Genomic DNA, 13,800 nt, shown 5'->3' on the forward strand with positions numbered 1-13,800 from the left:
TACCGCTGAACCTGCCGCCGTAAATTCGCATTCAGCAAAAATGCCGCTGCCTTAGCCCGGTCCGCACTGGATGAGGCGGGGTGCGCTGGCGGCGTCGACTTTGACGCCTTGCATACCGAACTCCACGCTGGCGCCGGGAGGGATCTCCGCATTCCAGCTCATACTGGAGACGTGATAAGGGTTCTCGCCGGATAACTCGCCATTCCATACGTTGACGATGCGGGTTGCGTCTTCGTAGGCCCAGTCCACTTCCCAGCCGTTTAAAGGCGTTGTGCTTGTATTGGTGATGCGCATGGATGCGATAAAACCGGCGCCCCACTCATTGACGAGCGTATAGTCGCAGCTGGCTTTGGCGTCGGTTGACGCTTCCACGCGTATGTCCACGCGCGCGGGAGCCGAACGCAAGCCGTCGTCGTCAAACGCGATGTAGGTGAAGCTATCCTCGCCGACAAAACCGGGCGTGGGAGTGTAAGTCCAGGAGCGGCCAGCGCCGACGAGCACTCCGTGGCGGGGTTGGGCGTCAATTTGAAAGGCGGCGACAGTTCCGTCCGTATCGCTACCGAAAAGCGTTATATCGAGAGGGTGTCCCTGTGTGACTTGCAGGGACTGAGGAAGCGTTTTGGGAGGCTGTGGCTCGGTTTCTCCAGCGGTGAAAACGCTGGCTGGTTTGGCGGTGGCGCGGATGCCGTAGGCGCTGTTGATGAGGAAATCTCCCCAGGGCGTCAGGCGGCTGGCGTCAAAATCATGGGTAATGTCCAGTGATTCCGTACCCCCGCTGTTGCCCGACCAGGACCAGCCCAGGTAGCCGACGCGGTAAAAATCCGCCAGTTCCATGATGGCGGCTTCATCCACCTCTTCTCCTTGATGGTCGGCGCCAAACTCTCCCACCACCAGGGGTAACTTGTGGACATTGACGAAGGTGGACAGGTAGTTGTCGATTTTGCTGCGCTCGGCGTACACCTGATACATGTGCACGCTGAACACCAGGTTTTGCAGCGGATCTGTGGCGAAGACCTCTGGCGCCTGCTGCAGCATGGTTTCCCGCCAGTCCTGGCCCCAGGTGGGAGCGTCGATCATCAGCGTGTGGGTGAAGCCTGCATCGCGCAGACGCTGTATCGCTTCTTTATGAATCTGCGCCCAGGCGGTGGTGGGAACATTGTTGCCCAGGGGTTCATTGCCAATGTTAATGATGACGTAATCTTCCTGGCCCATGAGCGTGTCTTGAATACTCAACCAGTAATCCACGGCGGCGGATAACGGCGCCGCTTCCGGTTTTTCGCCGTAACCGGTGACGTCATGCACTTCCAGCACCGCGATCATCTTTTTGGCTTTGCACTGGGCGATGATGCGCGCCACTTCTTCTGCGGGGGTGCTGGGCCATTGATGGCCGGACCCCAGAACAATACGCACAGTGTTGGCGCCTACGGCGGAGATATCGTTTAAAGCTTGTTCCGTACGGTAGGTGTACCAGACATGAGGATGGTTGATCCCGCGCATGACGAAAGGCTTGTTGAAGCCATCCAGCAATTGCCCTTCCTGTACGTGAAAGCCCGCGTAAGCGACTGGCGAAGCCAGCGTGGCCGCCAGACAGCTGAGCAGTAATCGGCGAGGTTTGTGACAGATCAGACTTCTTAAACGCTTTCCTTTCATAAAAGATTCCTCATTTCCAGGTCGCCCCCGACCAACAGATATATTAGGAGGAGCGACAGATATGAAAATGTTTTCAAAATAACGTCATGAACTATCCGCATTTGGCGCGCTTTTTCAGCCTTATCGGCAGACTTCCCATAGATACTGAAATTACTGACAGGCCATTGTTGTCAGACTATTTGCCTATGCCGATCAAGGCGCTTAGTCTAAATAGTTGCACATTTGAAAACGTTTTCAAGTTTGTTGCAAAAAATACCCAAATCGAAGGGCTTTAGCAGTAAAAATCCTAGACCCAGGTCCCCCATCCCGCAATAGACACTTTGGGTTAGGTTTTATGGGGGGCGCTTGAGAGATCTCTCACAGGCTTTGCAGACAAGTCGGCTATCTCCCCTACGGCGAGATGACTAATATAGAAAGCGTAGGGACACGGATGCCAAAGTAAGGAAACGCAGCAAGGAGGCGACAAGGACGATCTTAATCAAAAGGAATGGATCAGGAAGGCATCAAAATCAAAAGGCGCGGCAAGGAGCTGCGCCTTTTCTTTTGGCGTCCAAAAACGTCAGCTTGACGTTTTCTCCCAGCCGTATTCCCTTCGCCATATTTCGTCATAATTCATCCTTTCCCATGCCTTAATTGGCCCGGCGGCCGCCTTTTGAGCGCCACATACTGCAGGCACGCTTCGCTCTACAAGAAAAAAGGTACGCCTGCATGCTAACGCTAAACGCAACCCATATCCTGTCCCGCCCGGCACGGGTCTGGACGCTGTTTTTTCTACTATTGTCGACCTTGTGTTGGGCCGGTTTCGCCCGCGCCCTGAACGACGACTGGTCGGATGTCGGCTCCGGCGAGTTGTTTTTCCTGCAAGATAACGCCTCCGCATCCCCCAGCTATCTTCCCGCCATCACTTTGTCCACCAGTTATGAAGCCAACGTGGCGGGTCTGATCGCTACCACGGAGATGACGCAAACATTCCGCAATGACTCTCAGCAGTGGCGGGAGGCGGTGTATGTGTTTCCATTGCCCGAAGACGCCGCGGTATACAGCATGGACATGCAGGTGGGAGACCGGCTGATTGTCGGCAAGATCGAAGAAAAGCAGAAAGCCGAAAAAGTGTATCAGCAGGCGAAAGCAGACGGAAAAAGGGCTGCGGTCGTGCATCAGCAGCGTCCGAACCTGTTCACGCACAAGGTGGCGAATATCGGCCCTGGTGAAATGATCACGCTGACGCTGCGTTATCAGCAGAATATTAGTTATCGCTCGGGCGCATTCTCTCTGGCTTTACCGTTGACGGTGACGCCGCGTTACATACCCGGCTCGTCAGCGACGCCAGCCTGGTCGGAAGAAGACAAAACCCGTCTGCGCAACGAGTTACGCAGCCATGAGCGCACGCTGATCAACGATAGTGGTTGGGCGCCGGCGACGAATCAGGTGGCGGACGCGCCGGAAATTACTCCGCCGACAGTAGCTAAAGAAGACTTATTGACCCCCAGCCATCAAGCTCGTATCCGGGTTCATCTGAATCCAGGTTTACCTGTGGAATCGATAGAAAGCGTCACGCACCGCATTCAATGGACGCAACAAACCAATGGATACGAAGTCTCTCTGGAATCTAATAAAGATGTACCAATGGACAAGGACTTCACGCTTACCTGGCGCGTGCGCCAGGGTTCGGAGCCGGAGGCGGCGTTATTTAAAGAAATTGTGGGCGATGATGTTTACGCACAATTGTTGTTGATGCCGCCGCAGTTTTCCGATGAGGGACTGAGCCTGCCGCGAGAGCTGATCTGGGTGGTTGATACCTCCGGCTCCATGGAGGGCGTATCCATCCAACAGGCGCGCGATGCGGTGCTGCAAGCGTTGGATACATTGACGCCCAGAGATCGTTTTAACGTGATTGAGTTCAATTCCCACGCCCGCAAACTGTTTCCACAAGCGGTCCCCGCCCAGGAGCGCGCATTGCAACAGGCGCGACGATTTGTGCGCGGCCTTAAGGCTGACGGGGGCACTGAAATCGCTGAGGCGTTGGATCGCGCGCTGAGCGATGCGGCGCCGGAAGGATACGTGCGTCAGGTTGTGTTTCTGACCGACGGCAGCGTTGGCAATGAACTGGCGTTGTTCAAGCAGATCGACCAGCAATTAGGCGATTCGCGCTTATTCACTGTAGGCATCGGTCCTTCGCCTAATCGCTTTTTCATGCGCAAGGCGGCGCAATTCGGCCGCGGCGCGTACAGCCATATCAACGATACAGCGGAAGTCAGCGACAAAATTGCGGAACTGACCGCCGCATTACGTCAGCCTGCGTTGCGGGATGTGCGCCTGGATGTGCAGTCGGCGCTGAACGCCGAAGTCTATCCTGTGGCGATTCCTGATCTCTATCGCGGCGAGCCGGTGCAACTGCTGTTCAAAGTGGAAGATGGCGCAGCGGCGTCGGAGCTACCCGCCTCGATCCAAGGATACGGCGTGGGCCTGTTGCAGGATGAGCAGCCCTTGTGGATGCGTAGCCTGGACTTGCAACAGGCAGCGCCGAGTCAGGGCGTGGCGCGGGCTTGGGCGCGTCACAAAATCGACCACTGGTTAGATCGTAAGAGCATGGGCGAGCCGGAAGAAAACGTGAGAGACGTCGTGCTGCCGCTGGCATTGGATTTCGCCTTAATGAGCCCCTATACCAGCTTCGTGGCGGTGGAGGAGACGCCGGCGCGTCCCAGAGACGGTGAGCTGGAGAGCGACGCCATTCCCAACTTGTCGCCACAGGGTTTGTCTCCGAACCTGGCGCGTATGCCCAGAACTGCGACAGCTTCGCCTCTGATGATACATGTAGGCGTCTTCTGCCTGACGGTGGCGGGCTTGTTGGGATGGAGAGATTTGCGGGAGTTGAGAAATCGCAAGCATCGTTTCGGGAGGCGCGTATGACACTTCCGAAGCGCGCTGCAGCGTTGATGTTTCTACTTGTCGGCGCGGTGAGTCTGGGCGGTGGCGGATACATCCAGGCCAAAGCCTGGCTGGCTCAAATATTGTTGGAACAGGCGTGGCGGGATACCCTGGCGGCCCGCGCTTTCTCAGGAGAAGACGCTGTGACCCACAAACCCTGGCCTTGGGCGGACACTTATCCCGTGGGACTTATGGAGGCGCCGCGATTGGCGGCGCGCTGGGTGGTGCTGGAAGGCGCCAGTGGACGTAACCTGGCGTTTGGCCCGGCCCATATGGAAGCCAGCGCGGTAGTGGGGGAGCCTGGCATGGCCGTGGTCAGCGGCCACCGCGACACTCACTTTCTGGCCCTGCGCGAGCTTCGTGAAGGCGATGTCGTACGCTGGCAGACGCCCGCAGGCCACTGGCTGGAATTCAATGTCACCGGGGCCCAGGTGGTGAATGCGGAGGAAGTCATGCTGGCGTTGCCCGGAGCGGATTCAGCGTCGTCCGCTATGCCGCCGCAGCTGGTGCTGACGACCTGTTACCCCTTTGACGGCCCGGTAGGAGGGCCGCTGAGGAAGCTGTTCTATTTGGAGCCCTCCCCTCAGACTGTTGCGTTATAAATGAAAAAACAGGGGCTTACGGTCGCTTCGTAAGAGATGGCGCTGGCGATGGTGAGACATGTCTCAAGGCGATGAGAGAATGTCTTACAACAGATAGCGGATATGTAGCCTGTTGCGTCCCAGGGCTGCTGACTAATATAGAAAGCGTAGGGACACACATCAGACGTAAGGACACGATGCAGGGAAGCAACAAGGATGAATAACGAGCCATAAGGAACGGCAAGGGAAGCATCTGATACGAAAGCGCGGCACGGAAGCCGCGTTTTTTATTTGTGCGCCAGGCATGGCGCGTAGTGCCTTGACGGGCGCTGTTCCGGTTCAGGTGGTGCTGGCCGGATGACTTGGGGGTGCAAGTCCCCTGTGGGCCCGGCAAGGGGAACCACTAGCCGAACGGCAAGGGTGTCCATCGTGAGGTGGAATCTGAAGGAAGCCGTAGGCAAAGCACTGGCCTGACGAACAGGAATCGCATACGAGGCGGCCACACTGGGTAAGGCGGCAAATACCGTCAAAGCCCGTACTTGCACGGAAGGTGTGGACGTAGATGCGGCGGGCATAAGTGTGAAGGTCACGCGTCTTACCCTGGGAAGTCTGGTTCTCTGCCGTTGTGCTACTCACCTCGTGAGGGGTGGGGATGGAGCGCCAGAACTCAGCCGAGGTCATAGTAGGTGCGTTACCGCGTACTGAAGGACTGAACATGGTTGACCGCCAGTAGGCGGTGAGTTCTCGTGATGTGCTTATGAAGACAGAAGCGATCCGGATGGGTCAGGGTATTCAGGGAGACGTCGGACGGTATCCGGCAGAGACTGAAGCCCGTGTTGAGGCAGACACGGGGGCTCACTCGTGGACGAACGCGGAGCCGAATACGCTGATGGAACAGGTGCTTGAGCGCCCGAACCTGATGCATGCGTATCAGCGGGTGATGTCCAACAAGGGCGCCGCCGGTGTCGATCAGATGCCGGTGGCGGCCCTGAAAGGCCACCTGCAACAGCATTGGCCAACGCTGCGAGAGCGGCTGTTGGCCGGAGACTACCATCCTCAACCAGTACGCCGGGTCAGTATCCCCAAACCGCAAGGCGGAGAACGGATACTGGGCATCCCAACGGTACAGGATCGCCTGATCCAACAAGCCCTGCACCAAGTGCTGAGCCCGATGCTGGAGCCGATCTTCTCGGACCACAGTTACGGGTTCCGCCCCGGGCGAAGCGCCCATCAGGCGGTTAGGGCGATGCAACGGCACATCAACGACGGTCACCGCTGGGTGGTCGATCTGGATCTGGAGCAGTTCTTTGACCGGGTCAACCACGATGTGCTGATGGGCCTGCTGGCCCGCCGCATCGCCGACCGACGGATGCTCACCCTGATCCGCCGATACCTGCAAGCCGGTATGCTGGACGGTGGGCTGGTCAGCCCAAGGCGGGAAGGCGCGCCGCAAGGCGGCCCCCTGTCACCTCTGCTCTCTAATGTGCTCCTGACCGAACTGGACCGGGAGCTGGAGCGCCGGGGCCACCGGTTCTGCCGCTACGCGGACGACTGCAATATCTACGTCCGAAGCGAGCGGGCCGGTCACCGGGTCATGACTAGCATTACCCATTACCTGAAAATGCACCTTCGCCTGAAAGTGAACGCGGAGAAAAGTGTTGTGGATCGACCATGGCGCCGGAGCTATCTGGGTTACAGCGTGAGCTGGCGCAAGCAGGTACGGCTGAGGATCGCGCCGAAGAGCCTGAAGCGCTACCAGGCCAAACTGCGTCAGTTGCTCAGACAATCACGAGGGCGACCGCTGCAGACCACCATTGCGCGACTGAATCCGGCACTCCGGGGCTGGGCGAACTACTATCGCCTGACGACCTCGAAGCGCCCAGTGGAAGGACTCGATGGCTGGGTGCGACGGCGGTTGCGCCTGTTGCTCTGGCGACAGTGGAAACGGACTTACACCCGAGCCCGTAATCTAATGCGACTAGGACTGTCCGAGCAGAGGGCTTGGAGTAGCGCAAGCAATGGTCGGGGACCTTGGTGGAATAGTGGCGCGTCCCATATGAACGCGGCGCTTCCCAAGAGGATGTTCGACCGCCTGTCTCTGGTAAGCTTGCTGGATACGATGAACCGGCTTCAGCGCCAATCATGAACCGCCGTGGTACGGAACCGTATGCCCGGTGGTGTGAGAGGACGGGGGAGGTAACTCCCCCTCCTACTCGATCAGCCTGATACGGGCGGCTTTTATTGTCACGTTTTAGCTTTTCGCAAAGCTCTTATTTATATGCCCTGAGAGAACCGCTTCCCATTCCTGTCATTTTTAATCTTCCTTCTGTAGAGTTAATGTAAGTTTTCGTTAACTTTTTTGACGCCTTTGCATACAATCCCTCGCTATAGGTGATTGATAAAGCCACTAATTTAAAAGTGGCGGTTGCTATAGCCGGTTTAATCAATCGGTTACGGAGTGTGGTGACAATACGGAAGTTGAAGGGTTAATCACTTTATCGCCCTCAAAATAATCACAATTTCAGTTCACACTCATTTTCCACCCTGCAAGACGAGGCCGCGCCAGCATGGCGGGTTTTTCTGCGGGCGCGCGCCGCCACAACAAATAGTTTTAGATCAGGGTGTCAGATGATCAGATTCGTATCTCGTGTATTGCATGCCGGTTTGACTTCCAGAAGCGCCATTCTCGTGGGCTCATGCATTGTGTCGCAGTCATTGTGGGCGGCCCCTCCCAGCGCGGTGGATGACTCGCGCACCATGGCCTCTGACAGCAGGCTTACTATCAATGTAATGGCGAATGACTTTGACTCCGATGGCGATGCTATCCGACTGGTCAGCGTCGGTTCGCCGGACAACGGCTCCACCGCCGCCAACGCCGACGGCAGCGTACGCTATATCCCCAATTCCGGCTTTATCGGCACTGATACTTTCACATATGTCATTGAAGACGACGCGGAGCCCGCCACCCGCTCTACCGCAACCGTCACCGTCACTGTCGTAGACAGCTCCGTGACGCCTTTGGCGGAGGGAGATAATGATCGCAAGGTCGCACAAGTGTTTGAGAGCGCTTGTGGCAGTTTGAACTCCCAGACGGACGATGAAATCTCAGTCGGCGGTAGCCTGTTGCTGGCCCGATGCGAAGGGCTATCCCAGTTGGGCATCAACAATCCTGAATTAGTGGCGGAAGCGCTGAATAAGATTGCGCCGGAAGAGACTTCTTCGCAAATGCGTAATTCCGCGTCCTCCAGCCGCTCGCAAAGCAGCGCAGTCAGTCAGCGGCAAAAATTATTGCAGAATGGCGCTACGGGATTTTCATTAAACGGCGTGGCCTGGAATGGCGCCGCCAGTGGCGGCGCAGCGGGTGAAGAATCTAGCCCCTGGTCGCGAGTGGGCGTGTTCGCCAACATTCAAAGAGAAGGGGGTGAATACGATAAAACCGGCCTGGAAAGCGGCTATGACTATTCTGGCGTAGTACTGACCTTAGGCGCGGACTATGCGCTGCGTCGCGATCTATTTGTCGGCGGCGCTTTTGGTTGGACGCACACTGGCGTTGATTACGCCAACCAGGGCGGCGAACTGGATACGGATATTTATACCTTCCTCGGCTACGCCAGCTATTTTGTGGGCGATTTCAGTTTTGACGTTCAGATGGGGTATGGCGCAACCCGTTTTGACTCCAAACGCCACATCGCCTACACCGACCCGACTGGTGATGTCGACGTCACTGCTGTCGGCGATACCAGCGGCGACCAGTTTCTTTTCAACACCCGCGCGGAATGGCAGTGGTCACACAATGCGCTGACCCTAAGCCCCTATGTGCGCTTGGATTACCTGAACAGCAACATCGACGGCTATGGTGAGAATGGCGCAGGCGGTCTCAATATGACCCTCAGCGAGCAACGCATTGATCAGCTGACGCTGGCGGCTGGCGTGCAGGGAACCTACGCCATCAGTCGTGATTGGGGGGTATTGATTCCTTCCTTCCAACTGAGCGCGTTGAGCGAGATTCATTCTGATCGCGATGCGGTGACAGGACGCTTTTCCTACGACCCAGACCCGAACAACCACTTTGATCTGCAAGCGGACTCCGAAGAGTCGTTGTTTTATCAGGCTGGCGTAGGAGCCACGGCTGTGTTGCCTCATGGCCTGTCAGTGTTTTTAGAATACCAACAGATATTTGGATACGAGCATCTCACCGCCTATCAAGTGCAGACCGGTGTGAGATACGAGCTATAACAGGGAGTCAGTCATGCTTAAGAAATGCCTATCCTTTTTCTCATTATTGATATTACTGCTGTCGCTGTCCGCCTGCGGCGGCTCTTCCAGCTCGACGGACGACGCGCCGGCGACGGATGGCGGCGCGACGCCGACAGAACCTACGGACCCGACAGATCCCGACACACCCTCGCCGGGCGGCGATTCTGGCGCAGCGCCTAAAGTCAGCGCCGGCGGCAATCAGTATGCCGACCCCAATGTCGTATTGTCTCTCGCGGGGACGGCGGAAGCGCTGGAAGGCGCTGAAATCGTAAGCACTACCTGGGCTCAGGTGTCCGGACCGACGGTTTATCTGTCCACGCCTAACAGCCTGAGCAATATGATTCTGGCCCCTGACGTCACTAAAACCCAGACTTTGAGTTTTAAACTGACGGCGAAAGACACCAAGGGCAAAGAAAGCTCGGATATCGCCAGTATTGTGGTGGAACCGCTCGCCAGTTTCGTGCGTGTAACCGGTTCCAGCGTCGATGAGGCGGCGGGTCAGGCGACATTGAAGCTGATTCTGAACAGAGCCTCTAATGCGCCGGTCACGGTGCAATACATGACCCAGAATGGCGCCGCCGCCAGTGGCGTGGATTATGTCGCCGCTTCCGGCGCTGTCACCTTCGAGCCCGGTGAAACCGAAAAGACAATCGCCATTGAAATCATTGATGACGAAGATGAAGAGGCGGACGAGCCCTTTACTGTTCGTATCACCGCAACGGAAAACGGCGTGGTCGCTTCCGCCGTCGGTACGGTCGTAATTCGTAATGGAATGGATACCGCGCCAGAATTGAAAGAGCAAAATATCGCCTTTACTTCCGCTGGTCCTTTGACCGGGTTGATCGGCGATAGTCTCACTAATGTGATCGACGAAGAAACGGCGCCAGGTAGCGGAGTGGTCACCTATGCGTCAGCTGACGAAAGTATCGCGACCGTGGATATTTCCTCCGGCGTAGTGCAACTGAAGTCCGCAGGCTCCACAGTGATTACCGCCGTTAAGGCGGCGGATTCTGAATATCAAACCGCGCAGGCGACGTATACCGTGGTCGTTGAAAAACGCCTTGGCGCGGTCACTTTCGCGACGCCTGGACCCTACGCCGTCGCTTATGAGGATACCTTCACCAATATCGCTACAGGCATCGGTTCTGGTGAAGTGCGTTACGCATCCAGCAATACATCCGTCGCCAGTGTGACCTCTGGCGGCGTCGTGACGATTGTAGGTGTGGGAAGCGCTGTCATCACCTCCACGCAGCTGGCGGATGACGTTTATCTGGAGGCGACCGCCACCTACGCTATAGAAGCAGACAGAAAAAAACTGGATCTTTCTTTCAAAGATGTCGGCCCTGTAGCGGGCGTCATCGGCGGAACTTATACCAACACCTTATTGGGTAATAAGGGCTCTGGAGCATTAACCTATTCTAGCGACAATACCGAGGTCGCCACCGTGAACGCTGAAACCGGCGTTGTGTCCTACGTTGGAGAGGGCAATGCGCATATTTCGGTAGTCAGAGCGGATGATGAACTCTATAAAGCAGCGACGGCCACTTACTCCGTTTCGGTGGGTAGAAAAATCCAGAGTATTGCCTTTGTAAACCCTGGCCCAGTGGAAGGCGTCTATGGCGAAACGGTGAATAACCCGATCGCAGAAGGCGCTCCTGGCAGCGGCTCCGTCACTTACTCTTCCAGCAACAGCTCGGTAGCGTCCGTTAATAGCGAAAGCGGCGTCGTACAGCTTGTTGGCGCTGGCTCGGCGGTGATTACCGCGGAAAAGGCGGGCGACTCCGTCTATAGCAGCGCAATCGCCAAGTACTCCTTGACCGTCAATAAAAAGGCGCAGACGCTCTTGTTAAGAAATCCTGGCCCTATTGAAACCAGCGTTGGCGAAGTGGTTATAAACGGTGTGACGGTCGTTGAAGGCGGCTCCGGCGCGTTGTCCTACAGCGCTGATGCGGAAACAGCGATTGAACTGGATAGAGAGACCGGTGAGGTTCACGCCGTCAGCGTAGGCGAAGCCCTGATTACAGTGACCAAAGCCGGCGACGCCAACTATAACGCAGCCTCCGTGAGCTATCGGGTTATCGTTGGCAAAGGCGTGCAGTCGATCGCCTTTATGACGCCAGGTCCGGTTGAATCCATCTATGGCGATACCTACACCAACGTCATTACCGGCGCGGCCCCAGGGACTGGCGCTGTTACCTATGCGTCCGGCAACGAAAGTATTGCAACGGTAAATAGCGCCTCAGGCGAGGTGAACATGGTCGGTGTCGGCAGTGTCGTGATTACCGCCACCAAGGCGGCGGACACTAATTATGAAAGTGCGGAAGCCAGTTACACCATTAATGTGGCGAAGAAAACGCCGACCCTTACTTTTGACAGCGCTGGCCCTCTCAGCCTGACCATCGGAGAAACCCTGACCAACGTCGCTACCAGTACTTCTACCGGGGCGGTGACTTATAGCGTCGGCGACGCCGCTATCGCATCAGTCGATTCGGAAAGCGGGCTGGCGACAGCGCTGGCGGTTGGAAGCACATCGGTTATGGCGACTCAGGCGGCGGATGCGAATCACAACGCCGCAAGCGCCAAATATTCACTGAATGTCACCAAGAAAACGCAAACTATCGCTTTCACACAGCCAGGTCCTCTGGATGGCGTTTATGGCGATACGCTGACCAACGCCATTAAAGACGGCGCGCCAGGAACAGGCGCTGTTCTCTACGCTTCCAACAATACCAGCGTTGCGACGGTAAATAGCGAAACCGCTGTGGTGCAATTGGTAGGTGTTGGAACGGCGACGATCACCGCCACCAAAGAAGCCGATGCGACCTATGAAGCCGCTACCGCCAGCTATACGATCACCGTGGCCAAGAAGAACCAGGTCATTGCTTTCCTTAACCCAGGGCCGATATACGCTAACGTGGAAGAGGCGGTCAATAACCCTGCTTCCACCGTCGAGGGCGGTGTGGGCGTCATTACCTACAGCGTCGATAATGCTGATGTAGCTGTAGCCGCTGCAGGTGAAGGCGTATTCAACATTGTTGGGATTGGCGAGGCCGTGGTGACCGCGACTAAAGCGGGAGATGCGAATCATAATCCCGTGTCTCTTCAATACCGAATCTCTGCAATAGAGGTGGACGTGGGAGCAGCGGCTTTTGTCGGCGCCGCAGATACGCAGGTGCAGCTGACATATGGCGCTGGCAGTTCCGTAAGCGACCTGTCGCTTATCAGTTCGACTAATCCAGAGTGCGATATCGCCAATTACAGTCTGTGTGAAAATGGAGCGATGACGCTGATTAATAGCGATACCGTGACTGAGAGTGCGGCATTGTTAGACAGAACCGCCTATTACTGGCTGATACATGGAGAAAGAAATAGCGCGTCAGCCACCATTAGGCAAGGAATCGGGGACTCAGGGAGCGAAGTTACGACGATTCGCGCCGCGCTTCCGCGTCGCTATGATCATCAGCTCGTTGAGTTCAACGGGACTCTGTGGATGATTGGCGGAATGGCGTTTGATGGTGAAGTCAGCGTAGCCAACGCTGAGGTTTGGAACTCCACTGATGGCGTGCTTTGGACCCGGAGAGCGATTATTGAATCGGAAGGAATGAACCAGCACAAAGTCGTTGTTTTCGACAGTAAGCTGTTTGTTTATAACGAAGGGGTGATTTGGTACTCCACCGATGGAGTGGCTTGGAATAAACACTCTGCGACCCCTGCTTTTGGCGTTAGGGAGGCGCAAGGATTTGCGGAGTTTCAGGGCGCACTCTGGTCTATTGGTTACGTTTCCGGGGATGACTTCCCCTCCATGTGGAGAAGCATCGATGGAGTTGAGTGGATATTGCAAGGCGACATCGACGGAGTGGGCTTGCGCAGCGACTATCAGATGGCTGTGCATAATGATCAAATATGGCTAGTGGCGGATGCTGAGGGAAGTCCATTACTGCAAAACGATGTGTGGGCCACATCCGATGGCGTTAATTGGAGTTCGATCCTGGCGGCGGGTGAGACGCCCTTCACTGGCAGGACAGACCACACTTTGTTTGAGCACGATGGAAAGCTCTGGATTATCGGCGGTAAGGGGTATGAGTTCGCCGTGTTCAACGACATCTGGACTTCCGTGGATGGTAAAACGTGGACGTCTGCGGATGCTCCGGCCTTTACTGCAAGGTTTTCCCATCAGGCGCTAGTCTTCGGCGGGCAGCTATGGCTATTCGGCGGCAGGTCCGACTCAACTGAAATGGTTCCGCTTAGCGATACGTGGCGCTCAGCAGAGGGTAGTAACTGGCGCAGATTAGTGAGAGCTAAATTCTCACTCTTGGCGGAATCTACACCCATGTAATCGAAAGGGTAATAACCTTCAAGAAACGCCGGCCCTGCGCCGGCGTTT

General features: G+C 56.3%; 6 protein-coding genes. 5 read left to right on the forward strand and 1 reads right to left on the reverse strand.

The annotated features are described in order from the left end of the window. Window positions 1-51 precede the first annotated feature (51 nt). Window positions 52-1,650 carry a cellulase family glycosylhydrolase gene (locus HCH_RS00410; protein WP_011394085.1) on the reverse strand — a complete coding sequence of 533 codons (1,599 nt, stop codon included), beginning with the start codon at window positions 1,648-1,650 and terminating at the stop codon, window positions 52-54. Between the two features lie 708 nt (window positions 1,651-2,358). On the opposite strand from HCH_RS00410, the gene HCH_RS00420 reads away from it, so the two are divergent. From HCH_RS00420 to HCH_RS00440, 5 genes are all read left to right on the forward strand, one after another. Beyond that, a complete protein-coding gene (locus HCH_RS00420; RefSeq protein ID WP_011394087.1) occupies window positions 2,359-4,560 on the forward strand; it encodes a marine proteobacterial sortase target protein in 2,202 nt (733 codons plus the stop codon). Then, on the forward strand, window positions 4,557-5,180 hold the full coding sequence (locus HCH_RS00425; protein ID WP_011394088.1) for a class GN sortase: 624 nt from the start codon (window positions 4,557-4,559) through the stop codon (window positions 5,178-5,180). Before HCH_RS00420 ends, HCH_RS00425 begins: the two co-directional genes overlap by 4 nt. A 736-nt stretch (window positions 5,181-5,916) precedes the next feature. After that, a complete protein-coding gene (gene ltrA / locus HCH_RS00430; protein WP_011394089.1) occupies window positions 5,917-7,305 on the forward strand; it encodes a group II intron reverse transcriptase/maturase in 1,389 nt (462 codons plus the stop codon). Window positions 7,306-7,787: 482 nt separating this feature from the next. Further along, the gene (locus tag HCH_RS00435) at window positions 7,788-9,395 is read left to right on the forward strand and encodes an autotransporter domain-containing protein (RefSeq protein WP_011394091.1); all 1,608 of its coding nucleotides are present in this window, start codon (window positions 7,788-7,790) and stop codon (window positions 9,393-9,395) included. A 13-nt stretch (window positions 9,396-9,408) separates the two neighbouring features. After that, window positions 9,409-13,752 carry a Calx-beta domain-containing protein gene (locus HCH_RS00440; protein ID WP_011394092.1) on the forward strand — a complete coding sequence of 1,448 codons (4,344 nt, stop codon included), beginning with the start codon at window positions 9,409-9,411 and terminating at the stop codon, window positions 13,750-13,752. Window positions 13,753-13,800: the final 48 nt, after the last annotated feature.

Origin of the sequence: Hahella chejuensis KCTC 2396 (genome assembly GCF_000012985.1) — a bacterium.
In the GTDB taxonomy this organism is placed as follows: Bacteria; Pseudomonadota; Gammaproteobacteria; order Pseudomonadales; family Oleiphilaceae; genus Hahella; species Hahella chejuensis.

What these genes read in the sequence shown, in the direction of transcription:
- HCH_RS00425 (WP_011394088.1), top strand. Translation starts at nt 4,557, where the DNA reads ATGACACTTCCGAAGCGCGCTGCAGCGTTGATGTTTCTACTTGTCGGC.
- ltrA (WP_011394089.1), top strand. Translation starts at nt 5,917, where the DNA reads ATGAAGACAGAAGCGATCCGGATGGGTCAGGGTATTCAGGGAGACGTC.
- HCH_RS00435 (WP_011394091.1), top strand. Translation starts at nt 7,788, where the DNA reads ATGATCAGATTCGTATCTCGTGTATTGCATGCCGGTTTGACTTCCAGA.
- HCH_RS00420 (WP_011394087.1), top strand. Translation starts at nt 2,359, where the DNA reads ATGCTAACGCTAAACGCAACCCATATCCTGTCCCGCCCGGCACGGGTC.
- HCH_RS00440 (WP_011394092.1), top strand. Translation starts at nt 9,409, where the DNA reads ATGCTTAAGAAATGCCTATCCTTTTTCTCATTATTGATATTACTGCTG.
- HCH_RS00410 (WP_011394085.1), bottom strand. Translation starts at nt 1,650, where the DNA reads ATGAAAGGAAAGCGTTTAAGAAGTCTGATCTGTCACAAACCTCGCCGA.